We start from the raw sequence: 17,390 nt of genomic DNA on the forward strand, positions 1-17,390 counted from the left end.
TAGCATTTAATAAATAAAATGTTCCCTTGGTTATATAATTATTATTAATCACTTAATCGAGATTATACAACTAACTCAGGGCTGGATTTTGAGTAAAAACTTTCACTCTTTAGATAGTTGTCAGTGATGGGCAATTTGAAAATGCTAGACTGGGAATTAGCGATCGCAATCAAAATTTTCGAGCCTGACTGCGCCCAGATTTTTGGCTAAGAATTATTTTTTGACAAAAGACAATTTTATGAAAAGGAACCCAAAGATAAACTAGGATTTTTGGAAGGTGTCTAATCTATATCAATCTTGCTCACAACTCCTCTGGAGGTAGGGCAACAAATCCGGTTTTGACTCAACGCTTGAACCCTGCTTTTTCATAGAAGTGCAACGTCTCCTCGCGTTTTGAGCCACTCAGAAGCATCACTTTATAACAGTGTTGCTGCCATGCTAAAGCCAAGGCATAATGCAGTACTTGCGTACCTAATCCTTGTTGTCGATAATCGGGGTGAGTAACAACATTTTCAATAATCCCGTATGGACGTGCGCCACGCGTCAAGTTGGGAACAATGCTTAAGTTACAGGTTTGCTACTAACTGGTTAGCAAGATCAGCCACAATGTAATACAAACGGGGATCATGTAAAATAGCATCCCAGATGGATTGTAAAATATCGTCAGCAGGCAGAGGCGCATCGACTGGATTTAGGTGGTGATACAAAGCCAGAAGTTGAGGAAGTTCGTCGCGTGTAATCAGGCAACGGTAATTATAGATTTAGACAAAACTGTATTAGGGTAATTATGCCAGGAAGTATGTTTGACAATTTCAAATGTCAAATCATGGGAATGTCAATTCAGTGCGAACAACTCCAGCACGTTCATGACGGGCTAGGAGTTTAACTGTGCTACCTTGGGGTACACGCACCACCCATTCCACCTTCCCTCGATCCTTGGTAGGATCACTGTGCCGTCTAATGGGAGTTGAAGGCTTGTAAGCTCGTCCTTCTAATTGACCTAACTCTTCACGGGGCTTACCCGTTACTAAAGTTCCCCCAGGAGGCAGTTCAATTTCACAAATACAGCCTCGCACCAGCTTTTTTTCTAAGGCTTTTTGGGTGACGTTGGTGGGTAACCAGCCTGTATTCTGCACAACCAATCGCACCCGATAAGTATCATCACCCAAGCTGTAGATACTGGCCTCATAAATCTCTAAACGAGGAGATATTAACAGATGCCAAACTAGCCATTCGGGGAAGAGGGCTATCTCTTTCTCCAGAAACTCAGGGGGGGGATTTGTCCAAGCGTACATGGTATCCCAGCCGCCTAGTTCAATCTGTCCGAGTTGGGGATGCTCAAAGGGATACCAATCTACGTAGCCCTTACCTGCAAGTTTTTCATCGTTCCAGCGCAGCATCTTCAAGTCATCTTCTACAGGGTGTTCTCGCTGCCAATCGATGTATTTATAATCATTAATTCCAGCTTGGCGCTGCGGACTCCACACTTCTACTGTCCAGGCAAATAGACCTTGATATTCATAAGCCCAGTCGTCGAATATACCTGTAATTACGTCTTTGGGGTCATAGCGGAAATCATGAAAGGCGGATATGGCTGGGTATTGAGTAAGTTCAGTACCTTTAGCGCCAATGCGTTGGTAGGTGCGGAGGTCATTAACAGGGAATTCGTCATCGCTGAGGTGGGTGTAGGGACGGATGAGAACACCGCTAAAAGTGTGAAATGCGATCGCTCCTGTAATATTAGGATGTGTGGTGATAAACTCAACGAGCGATCGCACTTCTGTTTCAGATGTCGGATAGGGACCAGACCCCGATTGCTCAGATTCTTGCCGCCACAAAAATGGAAAATTCCGGTTTAAGTCTAGCCCTTCCCTAGAACGCTGAATTTGAATCTGAACTCCGTCGTAATTTTCGATATTTCCCTCTGGTAGTACGCGATAATATTGACCACCTGTTTCTGTTGGTTCGCGTCGCACCAGCAGGCGTGGTTCACTAGGGCAGACCTTCCAAGCCCCATTAGCGTCGGGGATTCGCATCAGTAAAATCCGCCCATCGCCATCGATATCTTCCATCACTAACCCGTCGTTGCCTTCCTCATCATGGGGATAGGGACGAGTACCGGAGCGAATAAATTTTGGTTTGTCAGCCAATGCCAACTCAGCCCCATCAGGGTTAACACGGGGGCAAATGTAGAAGGTACGGGTATCTAAACAACGGGTGATTTCTGAGTGAGTTCCGTAAGCTGTAACTAATGTTTGCAAGAGGTATAGGCAAACACTTGACGGTGCTAATTCAGTGGCGTGGATGTTGCCATCAACCCAGAGGGCAGGTTTTTCTTGATGTGCGCCGGTGGCAAAGTTGGTAACTGTCAATAGCCAAATATCACGTCCTTCGTAACTTTTGCCAATGCTTTCTATACGTACTACTTGGGGAAATTCTTCAGCGTAACTATGCAGAATGCTTGTCAGGTCTTCATAACGATAGTATTTATCAAACCTAACATCTGGCATAACAAACCTCCCCATTAGGAATTATTTTAAACCTATTGCCGTTTCAATTCTTGTATCAATAACTGACAACGCTTACTAGCTTCCCTAGCTTGTTGTCTGAACTGTTTAGCTTGTTCCCGGCCTGTCAAACAAACTTAAGTTGCTTTTTTACTAAATTTTACAGCTTGACTACTGAGTTCTTTGATCCGAGTCCTTAATTCTTCAATTGTTTTCATTTCTACTCCAATTCTGAGATGACGATTTCCAAATTTTCGACTTCTTCATAAAGTCTATCTGCTCGACTAGCCAACAAACTATAGCAATCCGATTTGATTTTTGAAACAATCTAAGTGTATGTAGGGTGTGTTATCGCGTAGCGTAACGCACCCAAACCTTTAGATGGTGCGTTAGCCAAAGGCATAACGCAACGCCAGTTCGCTCAAGTCGGGAAACCCGCCCACACGACTGGCTCCCCTACGTGTATTTCAAAAATCAAATATGAGTCCTATAGCATCGTCAAAATCATTGTTCTCTGAACTAGTGTAAGTGTGGGGTTTTGATTAATTCGGCTTACCCGTAATTGTGAATGCTGCCCAGTAGTAAGGATGATTATAAAGATTTTTATCTGATGCCATTTTACTATTTCTATATAGTTGTGTTGCTAAATAAGTTTGAATTCTTATTTCCTCTGGATGCAGATTATTCAAAATATCTTCATACCATTTGGTCAGTTCTCCAGCCGTTAATTCTTTCAGCCATCGTGTTGCTTCAGCTAAGGCAGTAACTGCTGATTTATTGGGCTGTAATCGTCGGTAAAACTCGATCATTACCAAAGCACTAGCCGAAGATTCTACACTCCAGAGAGTACTCACTACATGAGGTACGCCCTGACTCACAAAACCACTGACTAAACTCACATATTCGCTGCTGATAGTCTGGTTGCTGGTACTTAAATTTTCACAGGCAGAGAGGGTAATCAGGTTGTAACTTGCGAGATTTTGTTGGCAGATTTCATCGAGAGTAAGTCTGTCTTCACCTGCTAATGCTAATTCTGACTTTTTAGGCTCAACCAAATTATTAGTTACATGACCCGTAAAATGCAAGATATTATAATTATCAGATAAGGCATTTTCAACAAGATTTTTTGTAGCTTCTGCCCCCTGAATTCGTTGGGTATTATTGAACATCTGGCTCACAACTTCAGACTCAAGTTTGGCAAATTTAAGTGTGGGATAACCTGTACTTTCAGGATGTTCAACACTGAGCAATAACTTATTTTGCCACTGCCAAATATCCTCAGTTCTTATTGATAAACCTATTTGGGCACTCGGCAGATAGGTGACTGTGAAATTTGACTCCACATTTGGCAACTCTTCCGGCGATGGTGAAGAGAGATGGAAAAGTGTATGAATGGGCAATCTATACAAGTCACGGTGAGGAATTAAAACTAGTTGGGTGATGCCTTCGAGTTCCTGAGCAATTGTGGAAATATTTAGTATTTCATACAGTTGCAATAGCTTTGCTTCCATATCAACTCGCCAAGAATGCTGGCTTTTACTTTCTTTGTCTTGGGCTGTGCGGCGATATTCTTGGTATTGCTGATGCCAATCTTCTAGCCAATTTTCAAATTCAATTAGGCGTTGCACTGCTTCGGGTAGGGGCAATTCATTTAGACGGATGGCGTCTTCTCCTAAAGTTATTGCCCCAGTATCTTGCATGGGTGTAAATAGGAGAATCGGTGATGGCGCTTGGTCTTTGAGAATAAATGTGTGTAGGGCGACTGGACTAATATGCCAGTAAATAATTGCTGTTGTGGGATTAAATAGTTGTTGAATTGCGCCATAATAAGGCGAATAAATCTGATCATTCCAGCCATAAAGCAGCCAGTTTAAACAAGTATTTTTCCCTTGTTCGGCAATTTCCCACGCTTCTACTAAATCACCAGACTCTACGGCTAAATCAACAGCCAATTGATCAAAGCCTGCAAATTTCAGGGCTAGTTGTTTTTTACTTTCGTCTGAGCGAGTTTCTTCACTTAATAATTGTCGCAATAAATCTGTACCGCGTTGCAGCAATTCTTGAACTTGTGTTGTTTGTCCCAAACCCATCAGCACTTTGCTTAGAGATTGCAAAACCTCTAGGTGCAACTGGGGAAAATATTCTAATGTCAGGGTTAACAACGCCTGATGATATTCAGATGCGGCTTTGCGCCAATAATCGCGGGTATTGGTATGTTTTTTGCCTTCTTCGTAGTAAGTATTAGCGATCGCAAAATGCAATCTACCCCAACCTTCTGGGTGGGTATCTGTTCGTAGATGTTTTAACCCTTCTTCGTAGCTGGCTAGTTTTCCTTCGTAGCCGCCCTGTTGTAAGGCGGGATTTGTTGCTGTGATACTACTCGACAAATTCCGCAATGGGTCAGAATCTACTAAATGACCGATCGCAGTTCCTCGACCAATCCAAGCTTCCCAATAATCTTGTTTAATTTGTAAAGCGTTGTCATAACAAGCGATCGCTTCGGCAAATTGTTCTAAATAAAACAATGCTACTGCCTGATTATACCAAGCTAGGTGAAAGTCGGGTTTAATGGCGATCGTTTGCCGATAGGAGGCGATGGCTTCTTGTCTACGTCCTAAGTTGTCTAAGGCTATACCCCGGTTGTACCAAGCTAAGTAGAAGTCGGCTTGAACTGAAAGGGCTTTATCCCAGGAAGCGATCGCTTCTGACCACTTTCCTAAATTAAACAGCACTACACCCCGGTCTATCCAAACCTCGTGATACTCTGGGTCAATTTCGATCGCTCTGTCGTAAGATATAATCGCCTCGGCAAATTGTTCGCCGACAGCTAGGGCTATGCCTCGGTGATACCAGTTTTCCTGGTCTTCTGGTTCCAAATACAGGGCTTGGTCATAACTAGATATCGCTTCGGGTAGCCAACCTAATTTCAGCAGTGCCAAACCTTTACTAGACCACGCTTCTTGGTAGTCTGCTTTAATTTCTATGGCTTTGTCAAAAGAAGCGATCGCTTCTTCAAAATATCCTAATTCTCCGAGAGTTCCACCCCGGTTGTACCAAGCTTTGTAGAAGTCGGGTTTTAATTGTGTGGCGGTTTCGTAAGATGCGATCGCTTCTTCAAAACGTTCTAAATGGAAAAGTGTCAAGCCTCGGTTAAACCAATATTCTGAGAATTCGGGTTGAAGTTCAATGGCTTGATCGTAAGAGGCGATCGCGCCTAACAAATCACCGGTTTTCGCTTGGCTTAGACCTTGGTAAAACCACCCTTGAGCGTGGGTAATGGGATTATCGTTATGTCGCTCAATAATACCAGCAGAATTACTGCTTTGAACTGCCAAATTAGAAGCAAGTTGCTGGACTAAATTGGTACTTTGATCCAATCTCACCCACAACTCATCTAGGGCAGAAGCCACATTTGGCTCTAAATTGGTCAAAGTGTTATCCCAGCTTTCCTCTGAGGAAGACGTTGCTAATTCGCTTCTTTCTCTAGTAAAAAGCAGATTTGCTGGTGTTTTAGTTGGAGTAACTTCTTCATCGTCAAACCTCAGTTCGGCTAATGAGGTGATTGAATCTTGGGCTGCGGGTAGAGGGATATTTTCTCTGATTGTGGTTTGAGCATCTTCTGGTTCATACTCAAATACCACTTCCGCTAAATTCTCAGTCAATCTTTCCTCAGAAGGCAGATTTTGGGGTGCTGACGTAATTGGTTCAACATCTGGCAGATCATATTCCCATAACTTTTCACCTAAGCTACGGATTAGCTCTTGTCCAGGAGAAGTTGGGAGAATTTCTTCGTCGGTTGTGATTTCTACGACATCAGGCTGATCATACTCCCATAACTCCTCGCCCAAATCGCGGATTAGTTCTTGCCCAGGAGTAGTTTCTACGACATCAGGCTGATCATACTCCCATAACTCCTCGCCCAAATCGCGGATTAGTTCTTGCCCAGGAGTGATTTCTACGACATCTTGCGCCTGATTGTCGTCATACTCTATGGGTGTGGGTGAGTTTTGTATGGGTGAGTTTTGCATCAGCCGGATGCCAATGTTATATGCAATATCTCCAATTCTGCCAACATCAAGTTCCCCCAATTGCACCATCTGTGATGCTAAAAGAGGATTCGGGGCGGGTGAAGCTAGCAATCTTTCGCCAAACATCACCAACCAATCTATCCAGCGTTCAGCCGAAACGCGATTTTCCAGCCGTTGCAGATACCTCAATGCCCACTGTCGTCCTCGTGCTTGATGCACGCCTTCTAACAATTGGATAAACAATTGTTCCAGTTCAGCATTGGTTAGTTCTGGTAGTATCTCCACCAGATTGTTTCCTCTCGCACCCTTGAGAGAACTAGTCTGTTTACGTGCAATGAGTCGCTTTAAAAACCTTTTAAGCGACTGCGATATCCGCCTGAGCATCTGCCACACACTTGGATTTTATTTTTCTAGATTGTAGCCATCGTTGTGTTAAAAAAATCATGAATTACGTAAAAATCCATTAGATTCTGACAGCGCTTCCGTAGAAGGATAGCAAAAAATATACAAAGCTTCAAGAGTATAGCATTACAACGTTACAATTCTCAGATTTAACTCTTGAGTTTTGTCGTGCCAAGCAGTTAATTTTCTGTTTGCTCTGTAGTCGATTGACCAGATAATTGACTAATTAACGCCTGGACAAGCACTTGCGGATCATCTGTTTCAACGGCAAGCTGTTGAGCAATCTGTTGGCGTAAGTTTTCATCCTCTTGCAACATCACAAATAACTCTTCTATGGTGACAGTTTGGTATTCTCCCTCTGGGGGATTCTCTGAGGGATTCTCTGAGGGATTCTCTGGTGAGTCTGTTGACTCTAATATTGGATCAGTTAGTTCAGGTGGCAAAGTTGTGTTAAGAACATCTGGCCCTTCATATTCCCAAATTGGTTCGCCTTGATTGCGTGTCAACAACTGCATCCCGATACTATAGGCAACATCTCCGATTTCTGGGATGTCCAACTCACCCAGTTGCACTAACCGCGCAGCCATTTCATTATTGGGTGTCGGTGATGCTAGTAATCTATCGCCAAAGCGCCCTAACCACTCAACCCAGTCTTCAGTTGGAATGCGATGCTCAATATTATGCAGCCATTTCCGTGCCCATGCTTCCCCTCGTGCTTGATGTACTCCTTGCAAGAGTTCGTTGAAGAGAAATTCCAGATCCGTATCGCTTAAGGGGGGTGCTGGTTCTTTTTCCACATTCTCCCTAGATTTTGAGGCAGTCTGTTTTCCACCAAACAAGCTCTGAAAAAGCTTTTTGAGCCATTGAAATAGCTGCTTGAGCATCTGCTACACCATCGAGTATTGCTTATCTATAAAATTGTAGCGATCGCACCGGACTAACGTATAGTCATTGGGCATGGGGCATTGGGCACTTGTACTGAGTTTCGACTACGCTCAACTACCGCGACTTGTGCCGAGCCTGTCCTGAGCGTAGCCGTTCGCGCAGCGTCTCCGATAGGAGAAGGGCGAAGCCGAGGTAAGCCGAAGTATTGGGCATTGGGCATTGGGTATCTTCTTTGTCTCCTTATCTCACTTAATTTTTAATTTTTAATTTTTAATTGATTTTTCCTCACTGGTTAATTAGAACAAATGTACTAAATGGTATGCTATAATTCCAATACCATTGATCTTGAAATCATAGTAGAGGATAAGCTCTGGTTGCTTGCGTTCCTGAGTGCCAAAATATACGGCATTAGTTGAGTGCAGTGGCTCTAGCAATATCAATAAACAAAGCAGGTACCAGAGTTTAAAATAATTGAATCCTAAACTCGACTCGGTGCTACTAATTAAACGTTGAAAGGCATTGAAGTCTATTTTTCCATGTCTTACGAACCCCTGCACCACAAATATCGCCCAAAGAGTTTTGCTGAACTGGTGGGTCAAGAAGCGATCGCTACCACCCTCACGAACGCGATCGGCACATCCAAAATCGCCCCCGCCTATTTATTCACTGGCCCCAGAGGTACGGGGAAAACTTCTAGTGCCCGGATTTTAGCCAAATCCCTCAATTGTCTTAAAGGCGATCAGCCCACTGCTGAACCCTGCGGCGTGTGTGAGGTTTGTCAGGGAATTACCAAGGGCTACGCCCTAGACATAATTGAAATCGATGCCGCCAGTAATACTGGTGTCGATAATATCCGCGAGTTGATTGAAAAAGCCCAGTTTGCTCCTGTGCAGTGTCGCTACAAGGTTTATGTTATTGATGAATGCCACATGCTCAGTACTCAGGCATTCAACGCCCTACTAAAAACATTAGAAGAACCACCGAGACACGTAGTTTTTATATTGGCAACAACAGATCCGCAACGGGTGTTACCAACGATTATTTCGCGCTGTCAAAGGTTTGATTTTAGACGCATTCAGTTAGAGGCGATGGTGAAGCATTTAAGTGCGATCGCATCTTATGAAAACATTCATATTTCACCCGATGCTGTCACCCTGGTAGCCCAACTTGCTCAAGGAGGGTTACGGGATGCCGAAAGCTTACTTGATCAATTGGGTTTATTAGCGGGTGAAGTGACACCAGATAGAGTTTGGGATTTGGTGGGGACGGTAAGCGAACAGGACTTGCTGGGGCTGTTAAAGGCGATCGCTCAAGATAAACCGGAAGCAGTTCTAGACTGTACTCACTACATCCTAGATCGTGGTCGAGAACCCCTAACTCTTCTGCAAAATCTCGCCGCCTTCTACCGCGATTTACTCATAGCTAAAACCGCACCCAATCGCCACGATTTGGTTGCTTGTACTCAACAAACTTGGACAGCGCTGGTTGAATTTGCTCAATACTTTGATATAAGCGTGATTTTAGCAGGACAGCAACACCTGCGAACATCAGAAGTGCAAATTAAAAATACCACTCAGCCGCGTTTGTGGTTGGAGGTAACATTACTAGGATTGTTACCCAGTGCGACGAATATTCAGCCACAAGCCCCAAGTGTTGCGCCGCGAGTTAACATACCTGCTGTATCTCCAAGCTATCCTTCAGCAGTTGTCCAAAATCACCTAGTCTCTTCTGTACCTTTAGCTGAACCGCAAACAAATCATAATTCTGCATCTTCCAATCATCTCGCGACTGCCCAAAATCAGCCCGTCACTTCATCTCCCCCAGTTGAACAGCAAACAAATCACAATTCTGCTGCTAACTCAGTTTCACCACCAACCCCTGAACCAGTATCTGTACCTGTGTCACCTGCGAACACTGAACCAGTAACTTCAGAAGTTGTTGGGGAAGCGCAATATGATTTAACTCAGGTTTGGCAACAAGTGCGTGCTAATTTTCCGATGCCTTCGAGACAAGCTTTACTGGGGCAAATGTGCCAACTAATAGAGTTTAACGGTAGTATGGCGCGTGTGGCTGTCAAAGGGTCTAAATGGTATGAAACACTTAAATCGGATCTCCCGATGATCAAGGCAGCTTTTCAGAAGACTTTTGGGCATGAAATTCAGGTAAATCTGGAACAGGTAAGCTCTATAACTCCTACCTCAGCCAAAAAAAATCCTCCCCCAAAAGACTCTACTCGCGTTCAGCAACCACCAACTCCCAGTTACAACCAGCAAACTTCGTCTCCAGCGTCAGTACCACAGCCAACTAATCCACCACCAGCACCGACAGCAGCAAAAAATGGAAATGGCATAAATGGAAATGGCGTAAATGGAAACGGTGGAAATGGAAATGGGGTAAATGGAAATGGTGGAAATAGAAATGGGGCGCAAACTTTGCCTCCACCGCCACAGCGAACACCTGCACCTGATTGGGAAGTTGATGAAGTAGCGATCGCAGCTCAACGCCTAGCCGAATTTTTCAACGGGCAAATTATCCGCTTTGCAGATGATTCCACAGAATTCTCCGATTCCATGACTACACCTGAATGGGTAGAAGAAGCAGATGTGGATGATGAATAATGCTCTTATATTGAATTAAAAGCTGGGAAATGAATAAAATTTATTTGATGTGGAAAAATAATCAAAACTGATGTTACTAATTATATCTTACTCATGATTTTAGTTTCAATAAAATACTACAAAGCTATATCAAACTTAGATTTTTATTTTTACTACTAGTTAAGTTTATTTTGTTTAATTTAATTCGTTAGTTGTTTGTACCATAAAATATGCAATATAACCGATTTTTGTTAAGTAATTTATTCTTTGGAAGTTCCATATAGTTGCTTCTAAAGTGAGGGATAATCGCTATGCTTCAGGTCTAAACTGACTGGTTTCCCCCAGCCAACGTAAGCTAAGTTGTCCATTCTTGTTGTCGTGTTCTTCTCGAGAATAACAAACCATACAATAAATATACGTGCCTTCTTGAGGCCACTGAGCATAATCTAGGGGTAGTGGTTTACATTCCTCTTTGTAGTAAAAAATAGGCCCAATATGAATTAAACCTATATACCTATAGGAATCCTTTGGAAAATCATCGACTTCTATAAATATGCCAAAAGGTCTAATTTTTCCTACTTTTGCCCAAAATTTACGACCAATGGGAAATTGCTGCTTAAGCAGTAACCAGTGTTCTTTCCTAAGTAGCCGCCATTGTTCTTCATTCATTTTCATCAGGAAGCTAATCGGCATTTAACTTGCATCATTAGGGCGGGCAAGATGCCCACCCCACAAGATATTGATAAAATTTTAATCTGCAAATTAAATGTGTTTTAGCTTAGTCTAGCTTTTTCAGAAGAAAAAACGAACTGTGAATATTATGCTCTACAGTGAAAAAGGCAGGAGGCAGAGGGCATTATTCCTCCTGACTCCTGCCTCTGTTATTTTTAATTCTCCAAAAGGGCTATTCCCCGTTCCCAGTATGCAAAGTTTTCACCCATTTTAGCCGTTTTGGTCTTACCGACATCCGGGCGGTTGTACTGCTCATAACGACAAACCAGTGCAACATATATAAAAATCCGCGCAGGGTTTGCAGCAGCATCAGAAAATATGTAGAAGGTGGTAATTTTTGATCTTGACGTATTCGCCTCAGTCCTGTGTACATCCCTACCATCGACATACTCAGGGACAAGCCTGTGATGGTAGTTAACATTGGTGGACGATGACGAGCGATCGCCATTAATAAATCTGGGACTGATGCTGTTGGCAAAATATACATAATCAGCATAAAAATCAGCAAATCCCAGCTTTTGCGCCATCCCATGCGGTTTTTGAGAATTAAATCCCAATAATCCAAATAGCGCTGATATCCGCCTTCTGCCCAACGGCTGCGCTGATGCCAAAGTGCGATCGCACTTGTCACTCCTTCTTCTTGCACGGCTGGATGGAAAACACACTCAATATCCCATTTATCCAAATGTAAGCGGATTGTCAAATCCAAATCATCGGTAATGGTTTCCTCATTCCAGCCACCGCAGCTTTCCAAGGCTGAACGCCGGACAAATTGACCATTGCCTCGCAGTTCGCCAATCCCACCAAGGGCACTGCGCTGTTGCTGAAACCAGGTATCAAGCGCCATTTCGGCCATTTGCCCCTTAGTCCAAAAATTTTCTTTAGCGTTGGCGATCGCTTTTCGCACCTGCACCGCCCCCACCTTTTCTCTTTGAAATAAAGGTATTACCTGTTGCAGCAAGTCTGGTGTCACTTGGGCATCAGCATCAAATACTGCAATAATATCGCCCTTTGTGAGCGGCAATACCTGATTCAACGCCCCCGATTTGCCGCCACTCGCTTCTGCTGAACGCCTTAATACTTTCAGTTGATCGTGTTTCTGTCCAAGTTCTGCTAATAAATCTGGCGTGCTATCACTGCTATGATCGTCAATTATCCATACTTCGTACTGCCCACCTGGATATTCCAGATTACAAAGATTTTTGACTAATTTAGCAATTACCGCTTCTTCATTTTTCGCAGCCACTAGCACAGATACAAAGGGCAAATCCCCCTGTATTTCTTTTGGATAGCGACGGGATTTAGTAAACACCACCACCAAAGCATGAAATCCTAGAATGGTGGCCAATCCTAGAATAAATATAGAAGCCCAAGAAACTAAATGTAGAGCGATCGTGCCACTCCAGACGATAGTCAAGACTAGAGCGGCTTTGCCTCTACGACCTTGAAACCGGGGTGTTAGAGACACAGGATTTGTTTCTAACACAGACTCCTCATCTACTGATAGGTCAGACAACAAGGAGTTGAGCGGATCAAGCTCTTGATAAGAATCTTCTTCGGGCCAGGAATTCGCTGGCATAGGTTAGGTTGCTTGATTCCAAAATCAGTATTTGTCTACAGTTAGTAATTTTACGGACAAATATCCCTAAGCTACTTTTCCCGACATTAATCGGAATGGGCAAACTGCAATACCCGCTATCCTTAAACCAAAAGCTACTGGGATTACCTTTGTTGTCACCGCCACTCTGCGTAATTACCCGCGTTAACCACCTTTAATACTCTTAGACAGAGGCTTGACTCCTTTGATACCCACTTGGGCAGGAAGCTTGTAGAGTTGGACTTTCTCTAATGAGAACTCCGGTTTGGACAAAGTAATAACAAGGTAGCAGCAGCTTGTTGTTGGGAGAAACTGCAATAACTGCATCCATCACTTTACAGTCAGGATTTTTAATGTTATCGTTCCCAGCTTCGATAAAAGTTAATGCAGCATCATTGTAACCGAGATTTTTATATTTCTTAGCAGTAACTTCATTTATTGGGCATTGGGCATAAGAGATGAGTCTTTGATAGTTGCTAAGGGACTTCAAGAAATAAATTATCCAAATAAACGAACCACAGAGACAAGGCAGCGCGGTCTTGGGGTCTCCCCAAGTGGAGCATCTGGCGTGGTTTACCCCATGAGCGACTGCCGCACAGAGAAGCCAGTGCGTTGGGCGGGTTCCCCGACTTGTTCGCGTAGCGTCTCCCCCTGGGAGAAGCAACTGGCGCAACACAGAGAAAGGAGAAATAGAGAGGGTTTTTGGGTCAGTTTTGGGACATTTTTTTATTTGGAAGTCCCTAACGAGTCTTTGAACTCCACTCCCCAGTCCCCACTCCCCCATGTGCTTTAGACACATCTTTTGGGAATACTACTAACAGCCACTAATATCCCCTGCTGTCAACTAGTTTGAGGAATATTTAACAATGTCTATCGATCAAATTCAGCCTGCGACTCAACAGCAAGCCAGTGTTTACTTACCTTACGTTCAGGGCGCTAGGCGCAATTTCTTACCTTATGCCATCAGCCTTTATCAAAAAGGCGTTTTGGAGGGACATCGGAAGATAGAAGCTAGTGAACACGTCCCCTTTGTCGCCTCCTGGAATGTTGCTACCCTACCCTCAGACTTAACCCGTTGCCGAATCCAGTTCGATGGCAACGCTGATATGAGTTATGAACTGATGATGGCTAGTTTCGAGTTTATTAATTTTTTAATTGAACTTATGGACAACTATAAACGTTATCGCGTAACCGATTTTTCCCAACCGTTTTACCGCAAGCTACTGCGTATAGACGATTAATGAAACTCAGCCGGACTTTTACAAGTTCGGCTCAAATAAAAATCATCACATGCAACAATGCAACACCAATATCCAACATCCAAAATCCGAAGCTGACTATGGTGTTGGGGACTTTTTTTTTACGGTATTGCCTCCTTTAATATCCAGCAGTTGTACCAATTCGGTTGTACTCAATGATTTGACGAGACTCAAACCAAGTGACTTACTAGAAATACTTTGAGCGTAGGCGGCGTTCAGGTAGGGGGTGTATTGTGACTTTCCTACAATGTATGTTTGGAAGAAAGGTAAACTCAAAACATTCATGTAACGACGCGCTTGGGAAGCATCACCAATCATATCCGCAGGTAATGCTACTTGTTGATTTGCGGGGTTTCCATTGCCAATGGTGGAAAAGTGGGTACCACCGACAAGGATGACGAGATACTTTTGGGAATTTGCCAACCAGGAAAAAGGTAAAATTTGCTCGGATAAAGCTGGTGCAACTGCATCATCACTACTGCTGACAATCATTACTGGAGTTTTGATTTGACTTAAGCCAGCTTTGCCGAAAATCGAACTAGTAACGGGATTAACTGCGATCGCCGCTTTCACTCTCTCATCCCGCAGGTTATAATCCTTGTCAGACTTGCTGATGCTCAATTCCAAAGCCCGACACTGGAGCAGTAAAGACATATTCCACGTATTTTGGAGTGCTGCTGGTTTACAGTCTTGTTTTAGCTGCTCAAAGTTAATTTTAGCCCCTGCCAAGGCCAAGGCTGTGTAGCCTCCCAAAGATTGACCAAATACTCCAACTTGTTGCAGATTTAACCGACCTTTAAACCGGGAATCAGATTGATTACCTTTTTCCAACTGATTCAGTATATATGTTACATCCAAAGGACGGTCTTGAAATTCACTTGGTTCGGCTATTTCAATGGCATGTCCATTTAGCAGAGAATGCAATTGTTTAGCATCACTACCAGGATGATTGGGAACGACGACGGCGAATCCGTAGGAAGCTAGATGGGTGGCTAAATATTGAAAGTTGCTGCTGTCTAAACCCAAGCCGTGAGAAATCACAATTACAGGTGCCGGACTTTGGACGTTGGGAATGTAAACATCAGTCAATAAAAGCCGATTGCGCCTTGAGTCGAAAAACTTCAGGATGTATTTTTGCGACTTAAACTTTCCCGGAACCTGTAAATCGGGCAATTGTGATAAATTGGGTTGCGAAATACTAGCAGCTTCTATTTTAGACTTTTGGGAAACAGCTGCGATCGCGCGATGGGTTTGGCTAACAAGTTTATCTAATTCCGTAGCTATTTCCAAAGTCTGCGCTACATCAAGGTGAATGCTGCTGCTGGGATATTTACGCAACACATTCAAAAGCGTCAAGCCTCCCGATTCACCAGAGGCTAAAATTAGCGCCGAACGCAAAGTACTCAATCCTGTTTCTGGCTGAGGGGATTTGGCTGTAATCACTTGCGCCAACCGATGCAGCAAAAATTCTCCTTGGGGTGTCTGGAGAAGTTGTGAAACTACTACCGGAGTAACTTTCACACGATTAAGTAAAATCCGCCGCAATTCTTGAAGCTGTTGTAGAGGCAGATATTGCTGATAGGCTGCCAAGTCTTCGTTAATTACACCTGTTTCGGCGTAGTTTTCTAAAGTTTTAACTGAAATTGAAAGCTCTAAAGCTGAATAAGATGCATAAATCCGCTCTGCTGCCAAAACAGAATTACTAATCCCAAAAGTTGGCAGCACCATTGAAAGAACCAGCAATAGAGAATTTTTTCTGAGGGTGCTGGCCCAATTACCAAACAAACTATTCATCGCTCAACTTTTTCGGTGGTCTGGTTTTATCAGGTGTTGGCTTTGGTAGTTATTCGGACACCCTGCTTGGTTTACTTAAAGTTATTAGCCTCAATTTTATCAAAACAGAATTTAGGAGTCAGCAGTTATAATTCACGATGAATTATGTATAACCTGCGAATGTAGCTTGCTAAAAATAATAGGTATAAACTGGTTTACAATTCCCACCAAATCTAGAATGTGGTAGTCAAAAAAAGTAGTGATTCCCAATCCCCTAGTAATTTATTCTGACTCCTGAATTCTGATTTTGAATTCTTTTTCAAGGATTTTTCGGCTATAAAGTCAACAATCAAATACTCTAGAGTCACACAGATGGGTAAAGTATCCGGCTGACCCTAGTAGTTTGCCTTCACTATTAAATCATAGCAAATAAAAAATACTCCGCCTCAGTATTTATGTTGTAGCTTTGAAGATGGCACGAATTCACTAGATGAAAAACCTAGTAAAAATCCTGAAAAGCATTCCGATTAATCAGATTTTCCCAACGCGATCGCTACTGAACCAGTGACGACTAAACCCGCTCCTAATATTGCTATGAAAGTAAAGTGTTCTGGTGGTGTCCAATCAGGTGCAATCACTGATACAACTGCGACTGATATTAATGTCACAATAGGAGCTAAAGCTAATACTGCACTTACTCGTGATGCTTCCCAATGTTCTAATGATTCGGCAAAAGCACCGTAAGCGATTAAAGTATTCAAAGCACAAAAAACCAACATACCTAAATGGAAAGTATCAAGTATAAAAAGTGATTTTACTCTGGCTAAAGGAGTTAATAATAAAGCACAGCCGCCATAAATAGTTAGCATGATACTAGGGGAAGATAAAGATTGTAATAACTGCTTTTGTGCCAAAGCATAAATAGCCCATGCTGTTGATCCTAGTGCAATCAAGACACTACCTAGTATATATGTGCCATGCGCTGTAATCAAATTCGTTAGTTGTTCCCGAAAAAATAAAAGATAACCGCAAGTCATTACACTTACACCAATCCATTGATACAGCCGGTAACGTTCTTTAAAAATCACTAGCCCTCCTAAACCTAATAAAAGGGTAGATAATTGAATCAGAACTTCAGCGTTAGCAGGGGATGTTAATGCTAAACCTTGCATGAATAGAAAGTAATTAATCCCTAAGAAAAGTGTAGCGATCGCTAATAACTTCCAAGAAGCAGAACGCAATTTTTCTAACTTTGGTAATTTCCCCCGTATTCCTAAATACACAGCAAGCATTACAAATGATCCTAAAAAGCGGAACCAAATAACGGTATAGACATCAAGTACTTGTAGAGTTACAGCAAGAGCAATAGGTAAAATTCCCCACAAGAAGACCGTCAATAGTGATAACGTTAGCCCTAAGCGCCAATGGCCAGAAGTTTGATGGAGTGACATTGAAATATCCTACTAAAAGTAGGGCTGATAATAAGCTAAAAAATATCTAATTTGCACATCTAAATAGGAGCATCTCAATGAGTCTAAAAATACCCCTGCCCTGGCAATGGAATGATGTCTCCGGCACGCCTGCCGTAGGATGCTCAAAGGGCTGTAGGG

At 42.9% G+C, this 17,390-nt stretch carries 11 protein-coding genes; 2 read left to right on the plus strand and 9 right to left on the minus strand.

Annotation, left to right across the window (positions count from 1 at the left end; all coding sequences use genetic code 11):
- Window positions 1-343: 343 nt before the first annotated feature.
- The 4 genes from V7K50_RS13725 to V7K50_RS13740 all read right to left on the minus strand — a co-directional run bounded on the left by V7K50_RS13725 (window position 344) and on the right by V7K50_RS13740 (window position 7,821).
- Window positions 344-547 (minus strand): GNAT family N-acetyltransferase, encoded by a 204-nt coding sequence (locus tag V7K50_RS13725; RefSeq protein WP_334960792.1) that lies wholly within the window; start codon window positions 545-547, stop codon window positions 344-346.
- Window positions 548-824: 277 nt separating this feature from the next.
- Complete coding sequence (locus tag V7K50_RS13730; RefSeq protein WP_334960794.1) at window positions 825-2,510, minus strand: M14 family metallopeptidase; 1,686 nt, start codon at window positions 2,508-2,510, stop codon at window positions 825-827.
- Window positions 2,511-3,049: 539 nt separating this feature from the next.
- Window positions 3,050-6,919 (minus strand): CHAT domain-containing protein, encoded by a 3,870-nt coding sequence (locus V7K50_RS13735; protein WP_334960796.1) that lies wholly within the window; start codon window positions 6,917-6,919, stop codon window positions 3,050-3,052.
- 197 nt (window positions 6,920-7,116) lie between these two features.
- Complete coding sequence (locus V7K50_RS13740) at window positions 7,117-7,821, minus strand: hypothetical protein (protein WP_334960799.1); 705 nt, start codon at window positions 7,819-7,821, stop codon at window positions 7,117-7,119.
- Window positions 7,822-8,358: 537 nt separating this feature from the next.
- Between V7K50_RS13740 and V7K50_RS13745 the strand changes: the two genes are divergently transcribed.
- A complete protein-coding gene (locus V7K50_RS13745; protein WP_334960801.1) occupies window positions 8,359-10,440 on the plus strand; it encodes a DNA polymerase III subunit gamma/tau in 2,082 nt (693 codons plus the stop codon).
- A gap of 288 nt (window positions 10,441-10,728) precedes the next feature.
- On the opposite strand, the gene V7K50_RS13750 is transcribed toward V7K50_RS13745, so the two are convergent.
- From V7K50_RS13750 to V7K50_RS13760, 3 genes are all read right to left on the minus strand, one after another.
- Window positions 10,729-11,088 carry a hypothetical protein gene (locus V7K50_RS13750; protein ID WP_334960803.1) on the minus strand — a complete coding sequence of 120 codons (360 nt, stop codon included), beginning with the start codon at window positions 11,086-11,088 and terminating at the stop codon, window positions 10,729-10,731.
- A 235-nt stretch (window positions 11,089-11,323) separates the two neighbouring features.
- On the minus strand, window positions 11,324-12,730 hold the full coding sequence (locus V7K50_RS13755) for a glycosyltransferase (RefSeq protein ID WP_334960805.1): 1,407 nt from the start codon (window positions 12,728-12,730) through the stop codon (window positions 11,324-11,326).
- Between the two features lie 202 nt (window positions 12,731-12,932).
- Window positions 12,933-13,238 carry a hypothetical protein gene (locus V7K50_RS13760; RefSeq protein WP_334960807.1) on the minus strand — a complete coding sequence of 102 codons (306 nt, stop codon included), beginning with the start codon at window positions 13,236-13,238 and terminating at the stop codon, window positions 12,933-12,935.
- Window positions 13,239-13,614: 376 nt separating this feature from the next.
- On the opposite strand from V7K50_RS13760, the gene ebsA reads away from it, so the two are divergent.
- Window positions 13,615-13,989, plus strand: a complete 375-nt coding sequence (gene ebsA, locus V7K50_RS13765) for a type IV pilus biogenesis protein EbsA (RefSeq protein ID WP_334960809.1) — start codon at window positions 13,615-13,617, stop codon at window positions 13,987-13,989.
- Window positions 13,990-14,085: 96 nt separating this feature from the next.
- Here ebsA and V7K50_RS13770 read toward each other — a convergent pair whose 3' ends face one another.
- Both V7K50_RS13770 and V7K50_RS13775 read right to left on the minus strand, forming a co-directional pair.
- The gene (locus V7K50_RS13770; protein WP_334960811.1) at window positions 14,086-15,801 is read right to left on the minus strand and encodes an alpha/beta hydrolase; all 1,716 of its coding nucleotides are present in this window, start codon (window positions 15,799-15,801) and stop codon (window positions 14,086-14,088) included.
- A 506-nt stretch (window positions 15,802-16,307) separates the two neighbouring features.
- Window positions 16,308-17,231 carry a DMT family transporter gene (locus tag V7K50_RS13775; protein ID WP_334960813.1) on the minus strand — a complete coding sequence of 308 codons (924 nt, stop codon included), beginning with the start codon at window positions 17,229-17,231 and terminating at the stop codon, window positions 16,308-16,310.
- Window positions 17,232-17,390: the final 159 nt, after the last annotated feature.

This window comes from Nostoc sp., assembly GCF_036917135.1.
Lineage (GTDB): Bacteria > Cyanobacteriota > Cyanobacteriia > Cyanobacteriales > Nostocaceae > Nostoc.

Bases quoted from the DNA above. Each gene is read 5' to 3' on its own strand.
- V7K50_RS13730 (WP_334960794.1), bottom strand. From the start codon at position 2,510: ATGCCAGATGTTAGGTTTGATAAATACTATCGTTATGAAGACCTGACA.
- V7K50_RS13735 (WP_334960796.1), bottom strand. From the start codon at position 6,919: ATGCTCAGGCGGATATCGCAGTCGCTTAAAAGGTTTTTAAAGCGACTC.
- V7K50_RS13740 (WP_334960799.1), bottom strand. From the start codon at position 7,821: ATGCTCAAGCAGCTATTTCAATGGCTCAAAAAGCTTTTTCAGAGCTTG.
- V7K50_RS13745 (WP_334960801.1), top strand. From the start codon at position 8,359: ATGTCTTACGAACCCCTGCACCACAAATATCGCCCAAAGAGTTTTGCT.
- V7K50_RS13750 (WP_334960803.1), bottom strand. From the start codon at position 11,088: ATGAATGAAGAACAATGGCGGCTACTTAGGAAAGAACACTGGTTACTG.
- V7K50_RS13755 (WP_334960805.1), bottom strand. From the start codon at position 12,730: ATGCCAGCGAATTCCTGGCCCGAAGAAGATTCTTATCAAGAGCTTGAT.
- ebsA (WP_334960809.1), top strand. From the start codon at position 13,615: ATGTCTATCGATCAAATTCAGCCTGCGACTCAACAGCAAGCCAGTGTT.
- V7K50_RS13770 (WP_334960811.1), bottom strand. From the start codon at position 15,801: ATGAATAGTTTGTTTGGTAATTGGGCCAGCACCCTCAGAAAAAATTCT.
- V7K50_RS13775 (WP_334960813.1), bottom strand. From the start codon at position 17,231: ATGTCACTCCATCAAACTTCTGGCCATTGGCGCTTAGGGCTAACGTTA.